Raw genomic sequence first — 21,065 nt, forward strand, 5'->3', positions numbered from 1 at the left:
CCCATCAGGTCGAGGATGCGCATGGCCGTCACCCGTAGACCGTGGCGACGAGATCGGCGAGCGCGGTCTTGACGTCGTCATCATCGGACAAAGGCTCGATGATGGCGGTGCGGATCGCGTCGTCCACGCCCATGCCCGCGGTCATCAGCTTGGCGGTGTAGATCAGAAGGCGCGTCGACACGCCTTCCTCAAGATCCATGCCCGACAGCGCGCGGATGTGGCCGGCAAGCCGGACGAGCGGCGCAACCCGCCCGGCTTCCAGCCCGCTCTCGCTCGCCACGATGGCGATTTCGGCCTCGGAATCGGGAAAGCCGAAGGAGAGCGAGAGGAACCGCTGTCGCGTGGAGGGCTTGAGCCGCTTGAGCACGTTCTGGTAGCCCGGATTGTAGGAGGCGACCAGCATGAAGCCCGCGGGAGCAGCCAGTTCCTCTCCGGTGCGGTCGATCATCAGCGTGCGGCGGGTGTCGGTGAGCGGGTGGATCACCACGGTCACGTCCTTGCGCGCTTCCACCACCTCGTCGAGATAGCAGATGGCGCCTTCCCGGACCGCCCGGGTGAGCGGGCCGTCCACCCATTTTGTTTCTCCGCCGACGAGCAGGTAGCGGCCGATCAGGTCGGCGGCGGAGAGATCATCGTGGCAGGCCACGGTGTAGAGCTTCCTGCCGAGCCGGGCGGCCATATGTTCGACGAAGCGGGTCTTGCCGCATCCGGTCGGCCCCTTCAGAAGAAGGGGCAAACCTTTGTCGTGGGCGAGCTCGAACAGATCGCATTCGCGCGCTGCCGGCAGGTAGAAGGCGGGAGCCGGTGTGTGCATGGTCATCGTCATTCTCCCGGAACCGGATTGGCAACGCCCGGCTTGATCAGCTCGCGCCGGTGGACGACGGCGATTGAGTAGATGAACAGGAGCGCCCCGATCACCACGGCAAGGCCCGCGCCGAAGCGCATCAGGTAGAACAGCGACAGGCTGTCCTGCACATCCATGTAGTTTTCACCGAGCACTCGCTGCATGTGGGTCTGGATCGTGCCGGCAAAGGTCAGCACGAAGGTCATGAAGGCCATGCCGCCGGTCATCAGCCAGAAGGAACCCATGTTCATCACCTGGTTGTAGGGATCGCGGTTGCGCAGGATCGGTACCGCATAGGTGAAGACGGCGAGGTTGAGCGCCACATAGGCGCCGAAGAAGGCGAGGTGCCCGTGCGCCGCGGTGATCTGGGTGCCGTGGCTGTAGAAGTTGACGCCATGCAGCGTGTGCAGGAAGCCCCAGACGCCGGCGCCGAAGAAGGCGACCGTCGACGAACCCAGCGACCACAGCAGTGCGGCCTTGTTGGGATGGTTGCGCCGGCCCTTCCAGACCATGACGAAGGCGAAGGACATCATCAGGAAGAACGGAACGACTTCGAGCGTGGAGAAGATCGAGCCGATCCACTGCCAGTAGCCGGGCGTGCCGATCCAGTAGAAATGGTGCCCGGTACCAAGGATGCCGGAGATCAGCGCTGTGGCGACGATGACATAGAGCCATTTTTCAACCACCTCGCGGTCGACGCCGGTCAGCTTCAACAGCAGGAAGGCCAGGATCGCGGCCATCACCAGCTCCCAGGTGGCTTCCACCCAGAGATGGACGACGAACCACCAGTACATCTTGTCGAGGCTCAGGTTCTCGGGATTGATGAAGGCGAAGATCCACAACAGCGACAAGAGCCACAGCCCCAACAGCAGCACGTTGGTGATGGCAGTCTTGCGGCCGGCCAGCGCCGTCAGCGAGATGTTGACGAGGAAGATGACGGCAGCGACGAGGATGCCGAACTTGACCCAGAGCGGCTGCTCGAGGAACTCGCGGCCCTCATGGATGCCGGCAAGGTAGGATACCACCGCGCCGAGCGTGCCGACCACCAGGATGATGAGCTGCAGATAGGCAAGCTTCACCGAAAACAGTTCGCGTTCGGCTTCTTCCGGCACAAGGAAATAGGCCGCTCCGAAGAAGCCGAGCAGCAGCCAGACGATCAGCGCGTTGGTATGGATCATGCGGATGATGTTGAAGGGCAGCAGTTCCGACAGGAAATTGGGCGAGACATAGATCCAGCCAGCGAGCAAGCCGCCACTGACCTGGATCGCGAACAGCGCCAGCGCCGTGTAGAAATAGGCGAGCGCGACTTTTTGGGATTTGTATTTCATGGATTGATCCTCCTTAGCCGGCATCGTTGGGCGGCCAGCCCTGGGTGTCGGTCTCGTCGGCCCATCTCAGGAACTCGGACAGACCGCGGATTTCGTCGTCGGTGAGGTTGAATTGCGGCATCTGCCTGCGCCCCTGGATGCCGGAGGGCTGCGCCTCCATCCAGCCCTTGAGCGTCTCGAAGGCCGCCTCCGGGTCGTCGACGACACCCCAGCGGGTCATGACGTTGCCGACTTCGGGCGCAAAATAGGCGCCTTCGCCATGCAGCGTGTGGCAGTTGATGCAGGCATTGCGCTCCCACACCCGCTTGCCCAGGACCACTTCGTCGGTCAGCGGCAGGGCGGAGGTGGAGCGGTTGGTGATGTATTTGTGACTGTGCACGGTGAGGGCGGCGAAAACGGCCACGAAGAAGATCGATCCTCCGTAAAACACGTTTCTCGCCCGGGCTTTGGTGAGTATTTCAGCCATTCGAAGGTCTCCCCTGTGTCGAATGGCTGACAGCTAGCGATTTTCGGCGGGTCCGAATTTGTGCTGGCACAACGTTCGGAGCGATTGGGGGAGACGAACTCGCGCGAGGCCCGCTTCGGCGCCGGCCACGTGCGTTCAAGTGCGATGGCTGTGGTCAGGGCCGGCGCGGTACAACAGGCGCCGCGGCGGACGTCAGGCCTTCGGGCCCGAATGGCTGAGCGCCAGCAGTGCTTGCGGATCGCACACGACGATGCGCTTGCGCCGGCTCTTGACCAGCCCGTCCTTTTCCCAGGCGCTCAACAGCCGGCTCACCGTATGCAGCGTGGTCGCCGTCAGTTCCGACAGGTCCTGGCGCGTAATCGGGAAATCGACCTCTATGCCTTCCGGCACCTGGCGCCCGGTCTGCTCGATCAGGCGCAGAAGCGCGTTGGCCACCCTCTGTTCGACCTGCAGGGTCGCCATTTCCACCATCCGGTTGTTCATTTCGCCGACACGGGTTCCGACCGTCTTGTACGTCTCGGTCGAGAAGCCGTCATAGGCGATGAACCGGTCCCAGAGCGACGTCGGCCAGGACAGCACGATCGACTCGGAGGCGGTGACGGCGGTTGCCGGATAGGTGGTTCGTCCGAGCGCCCTGGCGATGCCGAAAAGCTGGCCGGGCGGAATATGCAGCGCGATGATCTGCTCGCCGGTCTCGGTGATGCGCAGCACACGGATATAGCCGTCGAGCAGCATGAAGAAGCGGTCGGCCGCAGCGCCTTCGCTGAACACCGACTGACCCTCCGGATAGCGCCGGGACGTCGATAGGTCGAGGATCTGCCTGATCTCGCCCCTGGCAAGCCGCGAGAAGGGCGGCATGTGGGTGAGCAGGCTCTCGTCGAGTCGCGCAAGGGTTCTGGTCTGGTCATCCGTCGTCATGCCCCCTTCTAATCAAGCCGCCGCTTGAAACGAAGGATTCTTTTCGGCCCGGCGCGCGAAAAGCCGCGCGGAGCTTGCGCTGGCACAAAGTTCATCTGCGGCGTCGGCCTAAGTTGCCTTTCGACATACCACCGCAACGAAAGGACACGACAATGTTGCGCACACTCGCAAGCGCCCTTCTCCTTGCCACTCTTGTCGGCGGCACAGCCCTGGCCGAGACGGTCGAGGTCCGGATGCTCAACAAGAGTGGCAAGGAAACCATGGTTTTCGAACCTGCCTTCGTGAGGATCGCGAAAGGCGACACGATCAAGTTCGTGCCGGAAGACAAGGGGCACAACGCCGAAAGCATCGACGGCATGCTGCCCGATGGGGCTGAGCCTTTCAAAGGCAAGCTCGGCAAGGAAGTCGAGGTGACCTTCGTCACCCCAGGCCTCTACGGCGTCGAATGCAAGCCGCATTTCGCCATGGGCATGGTCATGACCGTCGCCGTCGGCGACGTCACGGCCGCCCCGGACGATTTCCTCGCCGGCCGCATTCCGCCGAAGGCGAAGAAGCGCTTCGAGGACCAGCTCGCAAACCTGAACAACTGATTTCGACCGCCGACCGGGCCTGGATAGGCCGGCCCGGCAACGGCCAATCTTTCGGAGAGATCCATGCTCAAGATCGTCGATACCACCACCCTGAACGTCAACCGTCGCGCCATGCTGCGCGGCAGCCTGCTGGCGGGCGCCGTTGCCGCGATGGCCGGAACGGCCGCCAGGGCGCAGCCGGCACTGCCGCGCCCCAATGTCGTCAAGCCGCGCCCCCTGCCGGTCCATACCGTTTCGGCCGAGACGCCGGAAGCCAAAGCCAAGCCTGCCGACCTCAGCGGCTATACCCGCGTCAAGCAACAGCTGGTCCAGCCGCCCTATGCACCGGAGCACGAGCAGGTGGCGACCGGCGGCCCCAAGATCATCGAAGTGACCATGGACATTGAGGAAAAGCTGATGGTGGTCGACGAGGACACCGGGGCCAGCATCTGGGCGCTGACCTATAACGGCTCCGTGCCCGGTCCGCTGATCATCGCCCATGTCGGCGACTATGTGGAACTGACCCTGCGCAACCCGGCCAGCAACGCCATGGAGCACAATATCGACTTCCACGCCTCCACCGGTGCGCTCGGCGGCGGCGGCCTGACCCATGTCTTCCCGGGCGAGGAAACGGTGCTGCGCTACAAGGCCACCAAGCCCGGCGTCTTCACCTATCACTGCGCGCCCGGCGGGGCGATGATCCCCTATCACGTCACCCACGGCATGAACGGCACGATGATGGTGCTGCCGCGCGAGGGCCTGAAGGACAAGGACGGCAATCCGCTCCCCTATGACAAGATCGTCTATGTCGGCGAACAGGATTACTACCTGCCGCGCGACGAAAACGGCGAGTTCAAGACCTACGAAGCAGCCGGCGACGACTATGCCGACAGCGTCGACGCGATGCGCAGCCTGGTGCCCACGCATTCTGTCTTCAACGGCGCCGCCGGGGCGCTCACCGGCGAGGGCGCGATCAAGGCCAGGGTCGGCGAGACCGTGCTGATGGTTCACAACCAGGCCAATCGCGACACGCGCCCGCACCTGATCGGCGGCCATGGCGACTATGTCTGGGAAACCGGCTCCTTCGGCGACGCGCCGCAGACGGGGCTGGAAACCTGGTTCATCCGCGGCGGCAGCTCGGGCGCCGCGATGTACACCTTCAGGCAACCCGGCGTGTACGCCTATGTCAATCACAACCTGATCGAAGCCGCGCTGCTCGGCGCCACCGGCCATTTCGTGGTCGAGGGCGAATGGGACAACGGCCTGATGGAACAGGTTGCCGCCCCGCGGCCAATCGCAAGCTGAGAAAGGAGGACAAGACAATGAACGCCGCCGGCACCCCTGCACTCCGCGCGACCCCCTGCGTGATTGCGGCAGCGCTGGCGGCGGCTTTGGCCGGAGGGGCCGCGTATGCGTTTGCCATGCGCGGCCCCGACATGAATTACATGCCGCGAATGGCCGAACTGCCTGTCCGGATGGACGATGGCCGGCTTCTCTATGTTCAAAAATTCGAGGCAACGGTCTCCGAATGGAACCGCTGCCACCAGGAAGGGGCTTGCGACGAACCGAGGCGTGCGCCTGCGGGCAAACCCGCCGCACGGACCCCGGTCACCAATCTCAGCCATCTCGATATCGAGCAGTATCTCGGCTGGATCAACAGGCGCGCCCGCCATCCCTTTCGTTTGCCGACGCGCGCGGAATGGGAGACCATGGCCAAAGACGTGATGCCCGAAAAGCCGGATCCGATCTTCACCGATCCGGACCTCAGATGGGCTTCGGCCTATCTGACCGCGGGTGTGGCGCCCCGCCGGCTCGAGCTGCAGGGCAGCTTTGCGCTGAGCCGCGAAGGCATCGCCGATCTCGACGGCAGCGTCTGGGAATGGACAGGCGACTGCTATGCCGGTGACAGCGGCACCGTGCCGGAAGAGAAATGCCCGGCCTACTGGGTGGGCGGAGAACACATCGCCGCGGTTCCCTACGTGGAAAGGGATCCCGCGCGCGGCGGATGCGCCGTCGGCGTTCCGCCCGCCCATCTCGGCTTTCGGCTGGTGACAGACAGCCTGTAGCCTGCCTTGGTGGCGACGCGCCACATCTGGTCGCGCGCCAATCTGGCTGGTCCGACCGGGCGGCGGCAGCGAACACCCGTCACGGATCGGGCAGAGGCTTGCCGGTGGATGGAAGTCCGAGGCCATTTCCCGGTTACTTGAATGTTCCCGCGCGCAGGCGCAAAATGTGTCGCGACGCGGCCGGCCCGCTTGGCGCGGCACGGTTTCTTTCGGGAGGCGAGATCATCGCACGATTCATTCCTAGCACCACGGCTCTCATCACCTTCGAGGCCGCGGCCAGGCTTGGCGGGTTTTCCCGGGCCGCCGAGGAGCTGTGCCTGTCGGAAAGCGCCGTCAGCAAGCAGATCGCCAAGCTGGAAAGCTATCTCGACCTCAAACTGTTCGACCGCGCCGCCGGCCGGTTCGGGCTGACGGAAGCGGGCCGCGCCTATGTGACCGAAATCCGCCGCACGCTGGACAAGCTGGAAGCCGACACCAAGAACGCCGCCAATTTCCAGATGACCCGGAAGGAACTGCAGATCGCCGCCCTGCCGACCTTTTCCAACAAGTGGCTGATGCCCCGGCTCGGCACCTTCTTCCGGCGTCACCCCGACATCATCGTCAACATCCGCGGCAAGATCGACCCGTTCGATTTTTCCGAGCTGGAATTCGACGCCGCGGTGCATTTTGCCGATCCGCAATGGCAGGGCGTGCGCCAATCCACGCTGTTCAGCGAAGAGCTGATTGCCGTCGCCAACCCGCAGCATTTCCCGGTCGAGCAATGGCAGGCCGCCGATTGCCGCGGGGCCGGCTTCGTCGGTGCGCCGCTTCTGCACAAGGTCACGCGCGAGGATGCCTGGCGCCGCTGGCTGCAGGGCGCGCGCCTCGACCATCCGAACCCCGCCTCCGGCGCGCAGTTCGACACATTTTCGACGGTGATCGAAGCGGTTCGCTCGGGCATCGGCATCGCGCTTGTGCCGCGGCTCTATGTCGAACGGGAGCTGGCGCGGGGAGAGCTGGTGCAGTTCCACCCCCACACGCTTCGCGACGAAAAGACCTATATGCTGATCCTGCCCGACCGCGAGGTGCTGCATCCGTCGCTCATGGCCTTTTCCGACTGGCTGCATGACGAGGCCCGCGCCTTCAGAACGGCACGCCTCGCCGAGGAAACGGCCTGACCGCTCGGCCCCCCCCGACGAAACCGGATCTGGCTGCTGCCATCGCTCCCATGCGTGACAACCAGTGCGCCCGGAACCGGATCGGCCAGTCAGTCAGCCTGATCTAGAGAATGGGGTTCCAGGGTGCGGGAAAGAAGCGGTAGCCGTCCCCTTCCCGGCCGATATGGCCGAAGCCCGGGAAGTCGAGATGCATGCCCCCGACCAGGATCTCGTCGGTTGCCGCCATGTCGAGCAGGTGGCGGCGCATCGCCGCGGCGGCAGCCTCGTCACTGTCGAAATCGAGCGTCACATGGGGAAAGCGGATCTGGATATGCGGCACATGCACCGTGTCACCCCAGATCAGAAGCGACTGGTCGCCGTCGGCAACGAGATAGGCCGTATGCCCGGGCGTGTGACCGGCGATCGGCACCGGAGTGACCCCGGGAAAGACCTCGCCCGTCCCCGTGAAGGGCCGGAGCTGATCCCGATAGGCATCGAGTTGCTTGCGCGCGGCGCGAAAATACCGCTCCTTCTTGCGTTCCGGCGCGGCGGCCATGGCGGCGTCGTCCAGCCAATGGCGCATTTCCGCTTCGGCGAGCGCAAGCTCCGAGGCCGGAAACACCCGATTGCCATCGGGGTCGGTCAGACCGTTGGAATGATCGGGATGCATGTGGGTGAGCAGCACCGTGTCGATCTCGTCGATCCGGACGCCGGCGGCCGACAGATGCGCCGGCAGGAAGCCGAGGGTGGCGCCCATGGTGTGCCCGGCGCCGGCCTCGATCAGCGCGGTGCGCCCCTTGTGGCGCACGAGATAGGAATTGACCGAAATCCGCGGCGGCGATTGCAGGTGAGCCGCGCGCATATGCGCATCGCCCTCTTCCGGCGTGATGCCGTGGAAAATCCCGTAGCTGGTGTCGAGGTAGCCGTCGCAGATCGCGGTGACGGTGATGTCGCCCACCCGCCGGTGATAGATGCTCGGAACCTGTTTCATGCCTTCCTCCCTGGGCTGGCCCTGTCCCCGGCTTCCCCGCGGGTCGGCACCGTTCGGATCAGTTGCGGGCGAAGATATGCTCGCCTTCATAGGCAAAGCAGCGGATGCGGACATCCGCGCCGAACGCGGTCCGGAAGGCGGCGTCCAGCTTGTCCATGAACTCGCCCATCAGCTCGCGCGTCCGATGGCCGCCGGCCCGGAGCTTGACCTCGATATAGCCGGGGCGTCCGATCGCATGTCGGCCGGTCGCGACGAAGATCACATGCACCTTGTCCGGCTCGGCGCGGATCAGGTCGACGCACAGGGCGTTGCAGGTGCCGAGGAAGGTTTCATAGGTCTCGTCCGGCTGGGCCAGCAAGCTCTCCGGCGCGTAGATCGTGACGTTTGGCACGGGACATCCTTTGTTCGGGACCGGTTTACCCGATCATCATTTGCGGCAGGTAGAGGGTCAGCGACGGGATCGACAGCAGCACGGCCAGCACCAGGATCTCCATCACCACAAAGGGGATGACGCCGAAATAGGCCTGCTTGGTGTTGATCTGACCCTGCGACGATCCCACCACCGCGAAAATGTTGATGCCGACCGGCGGGGTCATGCAGGACAGTTCGATCAGCTTGACCATGATGATCGCAAACCAGATCGGATCATAGCCGAGGCCGACGACCAGCGGATGCACGATCGGCACGGTCATCACCATCATCGAGATCGGGTCCATCAGCATGCCGAGCACGAGATAGACCAGCACCAGCGACGCGATCACCATCCACGGCTCGAGGCCGCTTCCGGCCACGAAATCCAGCAGGTTGTCGACGAAGCCGGTGACGAGCAGCAGCCGCGAGAAGGCGGTCCCGCCCATGACGATGAAGAACAGCGCAGCGGTGATCACCGCCGTATCGGCGAAACAGGTGACGATCGCACCGCGTTCCATGCGCTTGAGAAGCAGGCCGACGATCAGCACAGCCAGCGCACCGACCGCACCGGCGGCCGAGGGCGAGACGAGGCCCGAATAGATGCCGCCGACCACGATGAAGGAGACGATGCCGATCGGCCAGACGGTCTTGAGGCTGCCGAACTTCTCGCGCATCGTGTGCCGCTGCACCGGCGGCGGCGCCCAGCTCGGCCGGACCCGGACCATGACGGCGATGCCGACGAGGTAGATCACGCCGGTCAGCAGGCCGGGGATAATCCCTGCAAGCAACAGCTGGCCCACCGATTCCGAGGTCAGCACGCCGTAGAGCACGATGGTGATCGAGGGCGGGATCATGGCGGCGAAGGTGCCGGCGCCGATGATGCAGCCGGCGGCGATGCCACGGTCATATTTGAGTGCGATCATTTCCGGCAGGGCGATGCGGGTGAACAGCGCCGCGCCGACGATGGTCGACCCGTTGACCGCCCCGAATGCCGCAGCGGCAATGGTCGTCGCCATGTAAAGGCCGCCGCGGACCCGTGCCAGCCACATGTTGGCGGCCTGGTAGATGTCCTTGATGATGCCGGTTGCGCCGGCAAGCATGCCCATGAACACGAACATGGGAATCGCGGCGAAGGTGTAATTGCCGGCAACGCTGTAGGGCAGCGTCGTGAAGGTGGTGAGCGTGTAGTTCCCGCCGACGGACAACATCATGCCGGTTGCGGAAACGAGGATCATCGACACTGCGACCGGCAGGCCGAAGGCCATCATGCCGAGCATCGCGAAGATCGAACACAGGACGATCAGTGTCGTGTCCATTACAGTTTTTCCATCGTATGGGTCTGCGCCGCCTCTTCGCCGAACTTGACCGGGCCCTTCGCTTGCGGCGCGAAGCCCAGGATGGCGCGCACCAGTTCACGGGCCGCCTCGGCCACGGCGACGCCCACTCCGATCGTCGTGAAGATCTTTGCAAGCCAGATCGGAACGCGCAGGAAGCCCGCGGACACATCGTTGTGGCGATAGGCCGTCAGCGCGCCGACGCCGGACCGCCAGAGCAGGAACGCCAGCACCGCCAGCATTGCCGCCAGGATCACGAAGGTGGCGAATTTCTTCAGCCGGGGGCCATAGGTGTTGCTGAACACGTCGACGACGACATGTCCCCCGGTCTGCTGCAGATAGGCAAGGGCGGAGAAGATCGCCACGGCAAGCAGCGCCTCGCTGATCTCCACCGCGCCGATGAACGGCGAGTTGAAGAAGGCCCTGCCCGCCGTGTCGATCACGCCGATTGCGAGAATGACCAGAATGCACAGGCCCGACATGATCATGGCGCCTGTCACCAGGTATCCGATCAGGGTTTCGACGAACCAGAGGGGACCGGTCCCGCGAGGTTCTCGCGAGACCGGGCTGATCTGCCCGTTGCTCTTGTCGGCCGGTGCTTCTGAGATCATCAGTCGGTTCCAATCACACTTCTGATTTCTGCGACGGTGTTTTCGGCAGCCTCGCACATGTTCATGTCGCACATGGATTTGACCCATGCGTCAAGCATGTTCGGGACGACTTCGTTGACCTTGTCCATATCCTCGAACGCCACGAATTCGACGCCAAGTTTGGCGGCTTCTTCCATGGTGGATTTTTCGAGACGGGCAAAGCTTTCCTTTTCAAAGGCTTCGGCAACGCCGGCTGCTTCGGCGACCTTTGCCTTGAACTCGTCCGACCAGCCTTCATAGGTGTCGTAGGCGACGAAGCTCGAATAGGCCGCAATGGCGCCGAGATTGATGTCGCTCCAGTATTTGGCGACTTCGCCGATCTTCAGGAAGCCCGCACCTTCGATCGAGAGATAGGCGCAATCGAGGCTGCCGCGCTGAAGCGCTTCATAGACTTCGACCATGCCGATATTGACCGGGACGGCGCCGAGCTGTTCGAACATCTTCGGGGGCCATTCGCCGAAGGTGCGCACGCGCAGGCCCTTGATGTCCTCGATCTTGCGGACCGGCTTGGTGCATTGCAGGCGGTAGGGTGCGAGACCATGGAACAGGATCGGATAGACGTTGTTCCGTTTCAGCTCTTCCTGGAAGTAGGGATTGTTCATCGCCAGCTTCTGCTGGACTTCCATGGCAACGACCGGATCGGAGAAGGTGAGCGGGATCGAGTTCACGAGGCTCATCAGCGGCATCTGGCCGGGGAAGTAGGACGGCACGAAGCTGCCGACATCGACGGCCTTGTTGGCGGTCAGTTCCAGCAGTTCGTTGCCGCTGCCCATGGCGCCGGCCCAGTAGAAGCGGGCGGACAAGTCACCGTCGGTGAGCTTTTCGAGCTCTTCAGCGAAGAGCTTGTCGGCCTGCGAGGCGCCCCAGGCTTCCGCCGAGAAATGCGCCCAGCGCCAGGTCCCGCTCGGATCCTCCGCGGCGGCCGGCGCTGCGGCGGCGCCGAGCAGGGCGGCGCAAAGCGCGGCCCCTGCAATGTGCTTGATAAACTTCATGATATCCTCCTTGGTTTCATCATCGTCTTCTGACCGTCGCATGGCTGATCCATCAATGCTCCTCCGACGGTCGGTCACGCCGAACCTGCGCGATCGCTGCTGCAGGCATGTCCGTCAGTATTTCCGGACGAACGGATTGGGCATCTTGAGCTCCGTCGAAATCCAGACGCTCTTGGCCTCCATGTATTCGCGCACCGCCTCGACGCCGCCTTCGCGACCGATGCCGCTGTGCTTGAAGCCGCCGAACGGCGTCGTGTAGCTGGTGGAGCGATAATTGTTGACCCAGACCGTTCCAGCCTTGAGCCGCTCGCTCATATACATGGCGCGATGCAGGCTGCTGGTCCAAACTCCGGCGGCAAGGCCGAAGCGGATGTCGTTGCCGATGCGCAGCGCGTCGTCCTCATCCTTGAAGCGCAACACGGCCAGCACCGGGCCGAACACCTCTTCCTGGGCAATGCGCATGTCGTTGGTGACATCGGCGAAGATCGTCGGCTCGACGAATTGGCCGGCGCCATAGGCCGGACCGGTCAGGCGGTTGCCCCCGGCCACGCAGCGCGCGCCTTCCTTCTTGGCGATGTCGATATAGGACAGCACCTTCTCGAACTGCGGCAGCGTCGCCACCGGGCCGATCTCGGTGGAGGGATCGGACGGATCGCCGACCTTGGCCGCCTTGGTGATCTTGACCAGCTTCTCGATGAATTCGTCATGGATGCTGTCCTGCAAAAGCAGGCGCGATCCGGCCATGCAGGTCTGTCCGCCGGCGGAGAAGATGCCGGTGATGACGCCATTGACCGCATTGTCGATATCGGCGTCGTCGAACACGATATTGGGCGACTTTCCGCCGAGCTCCAGCGAAACGGGCTTCAGTCCCGCGGCGGCGGAGGCATAGACCTTGCGGCCGCCCTCGTCGCCCCCGGTAAAGGCCACCCGCGCGACGTCCGGATGACGCACAAGCGGCTCGCCGCAGTCGCCGCCGAAACCGGTCAGGACGTTGAAGACACCGGCGGGCACGCCCGCCTCAACGAACAGCGCGGCCAGGTCGAGCAGCGAGGCAGGCGTGAATTCGGACGGCTTGCAGACCATGGTGTTGCCGGCCGCCAGCGCCGGACCGGCCTTCCACGCGGTCAGCAGCAGCGAGGAATTCCACGGCGTGATGCTCGCCACGACGCCCATTGGCTCGTATTTGACGTAGTTGAAGACCTTCGGCTTGTCGTTGGGAACGACCGCGCCCTGAATTTTGTCGGCCAGCCCGCCGTAATAGTAGAAATATTTCGCGACGTAGCGGACCTGACCCATGACTTCGCTCTTGAGCTTGCCATTGTCGCGGCATTCGACCTCGGCCAGCTTGTCGGCATTCGCCTCGATCAGTTCGCCGACCTTGTGCAGCAGCATGCCGCGATCGCTCGCAGACATCTGGCCCCAGGGACCGTCAAGCGCCGCCTTGGCCGCAGCGACGGCACGGTCCACATCGGTCTGCGTGGCCCGCGGCACGCGCGCCCAGGCTTCGCCGGTGAACGGGTCGAGCGTATCGAACCACCCTCCCTCTGCCGCGTCGACAAACTCGTTTCCGATAAAAAGCTGATAGGTCTTCATTCATTCTTTCCTTGCTGCATTGAAGCAAGACACTGTTTCGCTTCCCGGCCGCATGAGGTCAAAAGACATTATGGCAAGGGGGCATGACGCTTTGGAACAGACCCGCCGTCAGGGCCCTGCCGACAGCGCCCTGCCGACAGGGGCCGGCGCAGGCGAGCAAGACCGAAGCGTCCCCGCACGCGTCACGGGAGGCCACGTCGCGCGGCCGCACGGACAGCCGATCAAATGCCTGCATGAGATCCTCCGAATTCCTGTCGCAGATGCGACCTCCCAACCCTCAATGCGATTTCCCTAACTTACCTTTTGAAATGTTTCAACACCTAAATCGCCAGTTTTGGCGATGCGAATTTTCCCCAACCCACCATCTCCCGCCCCTACGCATCATGTCAAAACACTTCCAAACCTGATCTAAATTGCTGCTTTTAAACGGATAAGCCTTCAGAATCACATATCCCAGGCAGAATGGACAACCAGCAGCGCAACCTGAGCGTCAGGGCTTGACACAAATTGAAAAGCGGTGTTTCGAGTAAAGAATGAACTGTTTCATCCACAGCCAGCAGACCCGGCGACCGCCGGATCCGGATGTCGCCGGAGCGGGATCGAACGCAATCGAGGTAGGCAAGACCGGGTGGGTCGTGAAAGATGCGGGCCGATGACAGCTCAGGAGAAGACAGCCATGACATGTGAAAAGACCAGCCGCGAACCGACCCAGTTCAAGCTCTTCATGATGCTTTACGCCGAGAGCCCCGCAGACCGTCCGGCCGGGCACAATTTCCTGGCGCCGATCGACTTTCACGACACGCCGATGCCGCTCGATTTCTTCTGCTGGGTCGCCGTCGGCGGCGACCGCGTCGTGCTGATCGACAGCGGTTGCGACGAGAAGACCTGCCGTACCCGCGGGCACACCTATCTGCGCAGCCCGATCGAAGGGTTGGCCAGCCTCGGCATCACGCCCGACCGGGTGACCGACGTGATCGTCACCCACATGCACTGGGATCACCTGGGCAACCTGCCGGAATTTCCCAATGCCATGCTGCATGTGCACAAGGCCGAGATGGCCCACGCCACCGGTTGCGCCATGTGCCACGAACCGCTCCGCCGCCCCTATGACGTCGACCAGGTCTGCGACGTCATTCGCGCGCTCTATGCGGACCGGGCAAGCTTCACCGAGAGCATCACCGACATCGTGCCGGGCCTGCGCGTGCATCCGGTCGGCGGGCACGCGCCCGGCCTGCAGATCGTCGAGGTCACCACCGCGCGCGGCCAGGTCGTGCTTGCTTCCGATGCGATGCATTTTTACCAGAACGGCGAGTTGAAGAACCCCTACCCGGTGATGGTCGACATGCGCGAATACCTCGACGGGCTGAAATACCTGCATGCGCTCGCCCCGAGCCCAGATCACATCATTCCAGGGCACGATCCCCAATTGCGGTCCGAATATCCCGAAGTACCGGGCACGACCGGAATCTGGGACCTGTCCCTGCCTCCGCTAGCCACGAAATAACCACCCAGGAAACACAATGCCCGACGCGAACCGCCCGTATCCCCTTCTGATCAACGGCGAATGGATCGAAACCTCCGAGAGCTTCCCCGTGCTGGACAAGTTCTCCGGCGAAGCCTTTGCCCGTGTCTGCCAGGCAGATCCGGAGCTGGCCGACCGCGCCGTGGCACTGGCCGCCAAAGCGCTCGACGCCGGGCCGCCGCCGCCGCATGCCCGCGCCGAGGTGCTCTATGCCGCAGCCCGGCTGATCGAGGAATATCGCGACCGGTTGGTCGAGGCGATGGTGAGCGAGGCGGGCTTCACCACCGTCGATGCCGGCACCGAGGTCTCCCGCGCCAAGCTGACGCTGGAGCTGTCGGCGGAGACGGCCAAGCACTTCGCCGGCCACGTGGTTCCCTTCGGCGCGCATCCGGGCTCCGAAAACCGGATCGGCTTCACCCTGCGTGACCCGATCGGGGTGGTCTGCGCGATCACGCCCTTCAACTCGCCGCTCAACACCGTGCTGCACAAGGTCGGCCCGAGCTTCGCGGCCGGCAACCCGACCGTGCTCAAGCCCTCGTCGCTGACCCCGGTCACCGCCAATATCATGGGCGAACTGCTGGTCGAGGCCGGCATGCCGGCCGGGTTCCTGCACATCGTCCAGGGCCCCGGGGCTCTTGGCGAGACCCTGCTCAAGAACCAGACGGTCGCCTTCTACACCTTCACCGGCAGCACCAGGGTCGGGCGCATCATCCAGTCCCATGCGGGGCTGCGCCGCACCCAGATGGAGCTCGGCTCGATCGCCTCGACCATCGTCTGTGACGATGCCGACCTGGCGGTCGCCATTCCCAAGATCGCCAATGCTGGCCTGCGCAAGGCCGGCCAGGTCTGCACCTCCGTGCAACGGCTCTATGTTCAGGAGTCGGTGCACGACCAGGTGCTCGAAGGGCTCGTCAAGGTCGCCGGGACCCTCGTTGCCGGCGATCCGCGCGACCCCGCCACGAAGGTCGGCCCGTTGATTAGCCTCGAGGCTGCCAAGCGCGGCGAAGCCTGGATCCAGTCTGCCGTCGCGGCCGGTGCGAAGCTGCATTGCGGCGGCACCCGCACCGGCAGCGTGATCGAGCCCGCGATCCTGAGCGACATGCCAGAGACCGAACAGGCCTGGTGCAACGAGGCCTTTGCGCCGCTGATCGTGCTGCGCCGCTTCTCGGATTTCGACGAGGCCATCGACGGCGCCAACGACACCCCCTACGGCCTCGCCGCCGGGGTCTTCACCTCCAACATGCAGCGCGCGATGGCCGCCATGAAGCGGCTGCGTTTCGGAACCGTACAGATCAACGAGACCTCGTCTGCGCGAGCCGACGTGATGCCGTTCGGCGGCGTGAAGGAAAGCGGCTTCGGCAAGGAGGGCCCCTCCTATGCCGCCGCGGAGATGTCGATCGAACGCCTGATCGTCCTCAACCCGTAATCCCACCAGCCCGCCGCTTGTCCGTGACCAGGCGAGCGGGCCGCGGCGCCCCATGGCGCCCAGAAAGAACCAGACCCAAGATGCTGCTTTCCACCTCTTCCTATTTCTGTCCGACCAAGGTCATTCTCGGCAATGGCTGCTATCGCCAGATCCCCGACCTGCTGGCCGAATTCTCCGCCAAGAAGGTCCTTCTCGTTGTCGATCCCGCCGTGGCCCAGGCAGGCTATGTCATGGAAATCCGGGAGATGCTGTCCGGCAAGGGCATCGAATGCGAGAACTTCAGCGCGATCGAGCCCGATCCGGGCGACCAGTCGGTTGCCGATGCGCTCGCCCTGAGCACGGCCCTCGGGGCGGAGCTGATCCTTGCCATCGGCGGCGGCTCCACCATCGACGTGGCCAAGGCGGTGGCGATCGTCAGCACCAATGGCGGGCGGATCCACGACTACGAGGGCATCGAGAAATTCTCGACGGACCCGCTTCCGCTGGTGGCGATGCCGACCACCGCCGGAACCGGGTCGGAAGTGTCGGGCTCCTGCGTGATCACCGACACCGCACGCGGCGTGAAGATGTCGATCCGCCATGCCCGCCTGAACCCTGCACGCGTGGCGCTGCTCGATCCGCAGGCACTGCAAAGCCTGCCGCCGCATGTCGCCTGCCATTCGGGGCTCGACGCCTTCGTGCATGCATTCGAATCCTACATCTCGCGGAACACCAACCCGTTCAGCAGCGCGGTCACGCTCCATGCCATCCGGCTGATCTCGGGCAATATCCGCCAGCATGTGGCGAACCCCGCCAATGCCGATGCGGCGCTGCAGATGCTTTGCGGCTCGGCGCTCGCGGGCATGGCCTTTGGCCAGACCGGCCTCGGCAATGTCCATTGCATGGCGCGGTTCATCGGCGCGCGCTATCACATCTCGCACGGGCTCTCCAACGCGCTCTGCCTGCCGGTCGTGGCACGCTTCAACATGATTTCCAATCCGGAACTCTATCGCGACGTGGCCCAGGCCATGGGCTGCAACATCGAGAAGCTCAGTCTGATGGAATCGGCCGAGGCGGCAGTCACGGCGATCACCGACCTGTGCAGCGACCTTGGCATTCCCAACCATCTTTCCGAGATCGGACTGAAGGAAGACGACATCCCGGAACTCGCCAAGCTCTGCATCGGCGCGGGCTACAACAAGTGGAACCCGCGGCTGACCTCCGAGCGCGATTTCGTCGCGCTGTTCAAGGCGGCCCTCTGAGGGCGACTGGAGGCATGGCCGCGGCACGCCGGCACCAGGAAGGAGACACCATGACAGACCGGCTATTCGACCCATTGACCCTGGGCGCGCTGGAACTGCCGAACCGGATCGTGGTCTCGCCCATGGCCCAATATTCGTCGGAAGACGACGGCAAGGCCACCGACTGGCATCTAATGCATTATGGCAATCTCGCCGTCTCGGGCGCCGCGCTCGTCATTCTTGAGGCGACCGCCGTGCTGCCCGAGGGCCGCGTCTCGCCACGATGCCTCGGCATCTGGGACGACACCCATGTCGAAGGGCTCAAACGCATCGTCGATTTCGCCCATCGTCCAAATGGCGCGAAGATGGGCATCCAACTGGCCCATGCCGGGCGCAAGGCATCCGTTGCCCCGCCCTGGCAGGGCGGGGACGCGCTGCTGCCGGGCGGCGGCGGATGGGATATCTGGGGCGCAAGCGACTACCCCTATCCCGGCCGCGTCACGCCGATCATGCCCGGCGAAGAAGAGCTGGAGACGATCGCGAAGGCCTATGTCGATGCGCTGCGTCGCGCCGAACAGGCGGGCTTCGACCTGATCGAGCTGCATTGCGCCCACGGCTATTTCCTGAACAGCTTCCTCTCGCCGTTGAGCAACACCCGCAACGACGCCTGGGGCGGCGGCCTCGAGGGGCGGATGCGCTACCCGCTGGAAATCTTCCGGCGCCTGCGCGCCGCCTGGCCGCAGGATCGCGTCCTCGGCGTCCGGATTTCGGGCACCGACTGGGTCGAGGGTGGCTGGACGGTGGAGGATTCGGTCGTCTTCGCCCGCGCGCTCAAGGCGGAAGGCTGCGATTATGTCGCGCTCTCGAGCGGTGGCTCCTCCCCCGATCAGAAGATCTCCGTCGGGCCCGGCTATCAGGTGCCGCTGTCGGCGCAAGTCCGGCGCGAGGCCGGTATCGCCACCATCGCCGTGGGCATGCTGTCCGATCCGAAGCTCGCCAATGAGGTGCTGGTGCGCGGCGAGGCCGACCTGATTGCCATCGGCCGCGGCATGCTGTTCAACCCCCGCTGGGCCTGGCACGCCTGCCAGACCCTCGAGGGCACGATGCGCGTCCCCGACCAGTATTTCAGGTGCCATCCCTCGATGCGCAATCTGCCGCGCTAAAAATACCGAAAGGCTCTTTCCAGATGTCCACCACCCCCAGAATCTTCACGCCCTTCACCCTGCGCGGCCTCGACCTCAAGAACCGGATCGTGATGTCGCCGATGGCCATGTACATCTCCGACGAGGGCGAGGTGAACGATTTCCACCGGCTGCATTACCACAAGATCGCGATGGGCGGTGCCGCGCTGGTGATGGTCGAGCAGACCGCCGTCCACCGCGAGGGCCGGATCACCAATGGCTGCCTCGGGCTCTGGCATGACGGCCAGCTGGCCGGGATGAAGACGCTGGTCGATGGCATCAAGCAGAACGGCGCGCGCGCCGGGATCCAGATCAGCCACGGCGGCCGCAAGTCCAGCGCCCAGCGCGCCTGGCAGGGCAACGGACCGCTGACCGAAGAGGATATCGCCAATGGCGAGGAACTCTGGCAGCCGGAGGGGCCGAGCGACTTTCCCTTCGCCGAAGGCTGGCCCACGCCGCGCCAGATGAGCCTCGAGGACATCGCCCGCCTGCGCCGCCAGTTCAGCGACACCGCCCGCCGGGCGATCGAGGCCGGCTTCGACCTGATCGAGATCCACATGGCGCATGGCTATCTGCTGCAGAGCTTCCTCACGCCGCTCGCCAACCGCCGCACCGATCGTTATGGCGGCACGCTTGAAAACCGGATGCGCCTGCCGCTGGAAATCGCCGAGGACCTGCGCGCTTTGATGCCCAAAGACATGCCGCTTCTGGCCCGGCTGTCCTGCACCGACTGGATCGAGGGCGGCTGGACGATGGAGGACAGCGTGGTCCTGGCGCGCGAACTGAAGGCCCGCGGTCTCGATCTGGTCGACTGTTCGTCAGGCGGAAACCTGGTCCGCGGCGCCACCAATTCGAGCCTTGCGCGCGGGCCCGGCTACCAGGTTCCCTTTGCCGACCGGATCCGCAGGGAGGCCGAGATTCCGACCATGGCGGTCGGCATGATCCATACCGGCGCCCAGGCCGAGGCGGTGCTGGCGGAAGGCAAGGCCGACCTTGTCGCTATCGGCCGCCGCATCCTCTATGATCCGTTCTGGACGCTGCACGCCGCGCAGGAGCTGGGCCATGATCCTGATTTCGGACACTGGCCGCAGCCCTATGGCTGGTGGCTGGAAAAATGGGCTCGCTCGATCCGGGCCGAAGGCAATACAGTCTGACCCTGCCGCCTGCGCCTGACCGGCGTGGACGAACGAGAAGGACGAGCGCGCCGATACGCGCCCGGGGCAGCCCGGGCGACGGGGGAAGACGATGGCGAACGAGAAGAAGAGTACCGGCGAAAAGGCCATTGCCAGGAAGAAGCGGCTGACGGTTCACGACGTGGCCCGCCAGGCCGGCGTCTCCACCGGCACCGTCTCCCGCGTCATCAACAACGTGCCCGGCGTCGGCGAAGACGTGGCCCGCCGGGTGCGGGCCGCGATCGACGACCTTGGCTGGCTGCCCAATATCGCCGCGCAGAACATCCGTGCATCCACCTCGCGGATGATCGGCTTCATCTTCTCCGACATCCGCAATCCGCTCTACGCCACCATGACAAAGGGCGCGGAAGGCGTGTTCGGGCCGCGCGGCTATCTGCTGGTCTCATCGAGTTCGGACGGCCGCATGGAGCGGGAGGTGAACCTGATCGACCTGTTTCGCCGGCGCCGCGCCGACGGCCTGATCCTGACGATCGCCGACGAGGATTGCCCGGAAGTCCGCTCCGCGATCGCCCGTTCGGGCATCTCCTTCGTCATGCTGGAACGGGCACTGGGCGACGAAGCCACCTCGATCAGCGCGGATCACTATGGCGGCACGCGGCAGGCGGTCGAGCACCTGAAGCAGATGGGGCATCGCCGGATCGCCATGATCACCGGCGGGCGCGGCACGCTGGTGATGCGTGAACGGCTCCGGGCGCTCGAGGACGCCATGGCCGCCGGGAAGCTGGATCCGGACCCGGACCTGCTGCGGCTCGACAGTTTCGATGCGGAATACGGCTATCAACAGGTGCAGATGCTGATGGGCAAAAAGGAGCCGCCCACCGCGATTCTCTGCCTCGGCGTCCGGCTGTTGCCGGGGGTCGTCTCAGGATTGCAGAACATGGGCAAGACCTTTCCCGGCGACGTCTCGCTGATCTGCAGCAATGATACCGAGACGGCGAGCATTCTCACCCCGCCGATCACCGCGATCCGCTACGATGCACATATGCTGGGGAGAATGGCCGCGGCCGTGCTTCTGGAGCAGATCGACCAAAAGGGCGGCAAGCCGGAAGTCAAGAAATTCGAGATCCCGACCGAGCTGGTGCTGCGCGAGTCGGTCCGGCGGATCTAGCTCTAAGCCCGCCCGGGTATCCGGTCCCGGCAAAGGGTGGATCGGCTCGAAGGCGAACCGGCCGGGCGCGGCTGCCGTGGAGGAGCCGCGCGCCGGGCGCGCGGCCGGGTCTTCGGG

At 64.4% G+C, this 21,065-nt stretch carries 20 protein-coding genes; 10 read left to right on the forward strand and 10 right to left on the reverse strand.

Features of this window, described 5'->3' with window-relative positions; genetic code table 11:
- Positions 1 to 28: 28 nt before the first annotated feature.
- The 4 genes from AWJ14_RS17700 to AWJ14_RS17715 form a co-directional block, all read right to left on the reverse strand.
- A complete protein-coding gene (locus tag AWJ14_RS17700) occupies positions 29 to 826 on the reverse strand; it encodes a CbbQ/NirQ/NorQ/GpvN family protein (protein ID WP_066182320.1) in 798 nt (265 codons plus the stop codon).
- Positions 823 to 2,172, reverse strand: coding sequence for a cbb3-type cytochrome c oxidase subunit I (locus tag AWJ14_RS17705; protein ID WP_066182322.1), 1,350 nt, complete (start codon positions 2,170 to 2,172; stop codon positions 823 to 825). The genes AWJ14_RS17700 and AWJ14_RS17705 overlap by 4 nt, the downstream gene beginning before the upstream one ends.
- 13 nt (positions 2,173 to 2,185) lie before the next feature.
- Positions 2,186 to 2,638, reverse strand: a complete 453-nt coding sequence (locus AWJ14_RS17710; protein ID WP_066182325.1) for a c-type cytochrome — start codon at positions 2,636 to 2,638, stop codon at positions 2,186 to 2,188.
- Between the two features lie 192 nt (positions 2,639 to 2,830).
- Positions 2,831 to 3,556: a Crp/Fnr family transcriptional regulator gene (locus AWJ14_RS17715; RefSeq protein ID WP_066182328.1), complete on the reverse strand. Its 726-nt coding sequence runs from the start codon at positions 3,554 to 3,556 to the stop codon at positions 2,831 to 2,833.
- Positions 3,557 to 3,708: 152 nt separating this feature from the next.
- Between AWJ14_RS17715 and AWJ14_RS17720 the strand changes: the two genes are divergently transcribed.
- From AWJ14_RS17720 to AWJ14_RS17735, 4 genes are all read left to right on the forward strand, one after another.
- A complete protein-coding gene (locus tag AWJ14_RS17720) occupies positions 3,709 to 4,146 on the forward strand; it encodes a pseudoazurin (RefSeq protein ID WP_066182330.1) in 438 nt (145 codons plus the stop codon).
- Between the two features lie 63 nt (positions 4,147 to 4,209).
- Positions 4,210 to 5,430 carry a copper-containing nitrite reductase gene (nirK, locus tag AWJ14_RS17725; protein WP_066182333.1) on the forward strand — a complete coding sequence of 407 codons (1,221 nt, stop codon included), beginning with the start codon at positions 4,210 to 4,212 and terminating at the stop codon, positions 5,428 to 5,430.
- Between the two features lie 17 nt (positions 5,431 to 5,447).
- Positions 5,448 to 6,191, forward strand: a complete 744-nt coding sequence (locus tag AWJ14_RS17730; RefSeq protein ID WP_083220353.1) for a formylglycine-generating enzyme family protein — start codon at positions 5,448 to 5,450, stop codon at positions 6,189 to 6,191.
- Positions 6,192 to 6,355: 164 nt separating this feature from the next.
- On the forward strand, positions 6,356 to 7,348 hold the full coding sequence (locus AWJ14_RS17735) for a LysR family transcriptional regulator (protein WP_171904904.1): 993 nt from the start codon (positions 6,356 to 6,358) through the stop codon (positions 7,346 to 7,348).
- 103 nt (positions 7,349 to 7,451) lie between these two features.
- Here the strand turns inward: AWJ14_RS17735 and AWJ14_RS17740 are convergent, their stop codons facing one another.
- The 6 genes from AWJ14_RS17740 to AWJ14_RS17765 form a co-directional block, all read right to left on the reverse strand.
- The gene (locus AWJ14_RS17740) at positions 7,452 to 8,318 is read right to left on the reverse strand and encodes an MBL fold metallo-hydrolase (protein ID WP_066182336.1); all 867 of its coding nucleotides are present in this window, start codon (positions 8,316 to 8,318) and stop codon (positions 7,452 to 7,454) included.
- Positions 8,319 to 8,376: 58 nt separating this feature from the next.
- Positions 8,377 to 8,709, reverse strand: coding sequence for a hypothetical protein (locus AWJ14_RS17745; RefSeq protein ID WP_066182339.1), 333 nt, complete (start codon positions 8,707 to 8,709; stop codon positions 8,377 to 8,379).
- Positions 8,710 to 8,734: 25 nt separating this feature from the next.
- Positions 8,735 to 10,045, reverse strand: a complete 1,311-nt coding sequence (locus tag AWJ14_RS17750; RefSeq protein WP_066182341.1) for a TRAP transporter large permease — start codon at positions 10,043 to 10,045, stop codon at positions 8,735 to 8,737.
- Positions 10,045 to 10,674 (reverse strand): TRAP transporter small permease, encoded by a 630-nt coding sequence (locus AWJ14_RS17755; RefSeq protein WP_066182343.1) that lies wholly within the window; start codon positions 10,672 to 10,674, stop codon positions 10,045 to 10,047. The genes AWJ14_RS17750 and AWJ14_RS17755 overlap by 1 nt, the downstream gene beginning before the upstream one ends.
- Entirely contained in the window at positions 10,674 to 11,705 is a 1,032-nt protein-coding gene (locus AWJ14_RS17760) for a C4-dicarboxylate TRAP transporter substrate-binding protein (RefSeq protein WP_066182345.1), read from the reverse strand. The genes AWJ14_RS17755 and AWJ14_RS17760 overlap by 1 nt, the downstream gene beginning before the upstream one ends.
- A gap of 114 nt (positions 11,706 to 11,819) precedes the next feature.
- Positions 11,820 to 13,298, reverse strand: a complete 1,479-nt coding sequence (locus AWJ14_RS17765; RefSeq protein ID WP_066182348.1) for an aldehyde dehydrogenase — start codon at positions 13,296 to 13,298, stop codon at positions 11,820 to 11,822.
- 676 nt (positions 13,299 to 13,974) lie between these two features.
- On the opposite strand from AWJ14_RS17765, the gene AWJ14_RS17770 reads away from it, so the two are divergent.
- The 6 genes from AWJ14_RS17770 to AWJ14_RS17795 all read left to right on the forward strand — a co-directional run bounded on the left by AWJ14_RS17770 (position 13,975) and on the right by AWJ14_RS17795 (position 20,948).
- Positions 13,975 to 14,802 (forward strand): N-acyl homoserine lactonase family protein, encoded by an 828-nt coding sequence (locus AWJ14_RS17770; protein WP_066182350.1) that lies wholly within the window; start codon positions 13,975 to 13,977, stop codon positions 14,800 to 14,802.
- A 16-nt stretch (positions 14,803 to 14,818) separates the two neighbouring features.
- The gene (locus tag AWJ14_RS17775; protein WP_066182352.1) at positions 14,819 to 16,246 is read left to right on the forward strand and encodes an aldehyde dehydrogenase family protein; all 1,428 of its coding nucleotides are present in this window, start codon (positions 14,819 to 14,821) and stop codon (positions 16,244 to 16,246) included.
- Between the two features lie 80 nt (positions 16,247 to 16,326).
- Positions 16,327 to 17,487 (forward strand): iron-containing alcohol dehydrogenase, encoded by a 1,161-nt coding sequence (locus tag AWJ14_RS17780; RefSeq protein ID WP_066182355.1) that lies wholly within the window; start codon positions 16,327 to 16,329, stop codon positions 17,485 to 17,487.
- A gap of 50 nt (positions 17,488 to 17,537) precedes the next feature.
- Entirely contained in the window at positions 17,538 to 18,629 is a 1,092-nt protein-coding gene (locus AWJ14_RS17785) for an NADH:flavin oxidoreductase/NADH oxidase (RefSeq protein WP_066182358.1), read from the forward strand.
- Between the two features lie 23 nt (positions 18,630 to 18,652).
- Complete coding sequence (locus tag AWJ14_RS17790; RefSeq protein ID WP_066182361.1) at positions 18,653 to 19,801, forward strand: NADH:flavin oxidoreductase/NADH oxidase; 1,149 nt, start codon at positions 18,653 to 18,655, stop codon at positions 19,799 to 19,801.
- Positions 19,802 to 19,892: 91 nt separating this feature from the next.
- Positions 19,893 to 20,948 (forward strand): LacI family DNA-binding transcriptional regulator, encoded by a 1,056-nt coding sequence (locus tag AWJ14_RS17795; RefSeq protein ID WP_066182364.1) that lies wholly within the window; start codon positions 19,893 to 19,895, stop codon positions 20,946 to 20,948.
- Positions 20,949 to 21,065: the final 117 nt, after the last annotated feature.

Source organism: Parahoeflea olei (assembly GCF_001703635.1).
Taxonomy (GTDB): domain Bacteria; phylum Pseudomonadota; class Alphaproteobacteria; order Rhizobiales; family Rhizobiaceae; genus Hoeflea; species Hoeflea olei.

Excerpts from the sequence above, each read along its gene's own strand:
- AWJ14_RS17715 (WP_066182328.1), bottom strand. The coding sequence starts at position 3,556 with ATGACGACGGATGACCAGACCAGAACCCTTGCGCGACTCGACGAGAGC.
- AWJ14_RS17755 (WP_066182343.1), bottom strand. The coding sequence starts at position 10,674 with ATGATCTCAGAAGCACCGGCCGACAAGAGCAACGGGCAGATCAGCCCG.
- AWJ14_RS17730 (WP_083220353.1), top strand. The coding sequence starts at position 5,448 with ATGAACGCCGCCGGCACCCCTGCACTCCGCGCGACCCCCTGCGTGATT.
- AWJ14_RS17750 (WP_066182341.1), bottom strand. The coding sequence starts at position 10,045 with ATGGACACGACACTGATCGTCCTGTGTTCGATCTTCGCGATGCTCGGC.
- AWJ14_RS17785 (WP_066182358.1), top strand. The coding sequence starts at position 17,538 with ATGACAGACCGGCTATTCGACCCATTGACCCTGGGCGCGCTGGAACTG.
- AWJ14_RS17700 (WP_066182320.1), bottom strand. The coding sequence starts at position 826 with ATGACGATGACCATGCACACACCGGCTCCCGCCTTCTACCTGCCGGCA.
- AWJ14_RS17790 (WP_066182361.1), top strand. The coding sequence starts at position 18,653 with ATGTCCACCACCCCCAGAATCTTCACGCCCTTCACCCTGCGCGGCCTC.
- AWJ14_RS17780 (WP_066182355.1), top strand. The coding sequence starts at position 16,327 with ATGCTGCTTTCCACCTCTTCCTATTTCTGTCCGACCAAGGTCATTCTC.
- AWJ14_RS17770 (WP_066182350.1), top strand. The coding sequence starts at position 13,975 with ATGACATGTGAAAAGACCAGCCGCGAACCGACCCAGTTCAAGCTCTTC.
- nirK (WP_066182333.1), top strand. The coding sequence starts at position 4,210 with ATGCTCAAGATCGTCGATACCACCACCCTGAACGTCAACCGTCGCGCC.
- AWJ14_RS17710 (WP_066182325.1), bottom strand. The coding sequence starts at position 2,638 with ATGGCTGAAATACTCACCAAAGCCCGGGCGAGAAACGTGTTTTACGGA.
- AWJ14_RS17720 (WP_066182330.1), top strand. The coding sequence starts at position 3,709 with ATGTTGCGCACACTCGCAAGCGCCCTTCTCCTTGCCACTCTTGTCGGC.
- AWJ14_RS17760 (WP_066182345.1), bottom strand. The coding sequence starts at position 11,705 with ATGAAGTTTATCAAGCACATTGCAGGGGCCGCGCTTTGCGCCGCCCTG.
- AWJ14_RS17740 (WP_066182336.1), bottom strand. The coding sequence starts at position 8,318 with ATGAAACAGGTTCCGAGCATCTATCACCGGCGGGTGGGCGACATCACC.
- AWJ14_RS17705 (WP_066182322.1), bottom strand. The coding sequence starts at position 2,172 with ATGAAATACAAATCCCAAAAAGTCGCGCTCGCCTATTTCTACACGGCG.
- AWJ14_RS17795 (WP_066182364.1), top strand. The coding sequence starts at position 19,893 with ATGGCGAACGAGAAGAAGAGTACCGGCGAAAAGGCCATTGCCAGGAAG.
- AWJ14_RS17775 (WP_066182352.1), top strand. The coding sequence starts at position 14,819 with ATGCCCGACGCGAACCGCCCGTATCCCCTTCTGATCAACGGCGAATGG.
- AWJ14_RS17765 (WP_066182348.1), bottom strand. The coding sequence starts at position 13,298 with ATGAAGACCTATCAGCTTTTTATCGGAAACGAGTTTGTCGACGCGGCA.
- AWJ14_RS17735 (WP_171904904.1), top strand. The coding sequence starts at position 6,356 with ATGTGTCGCGACGCGGCCGGCCCGCTTGGCGCGGCACGGTTTCTTTCG.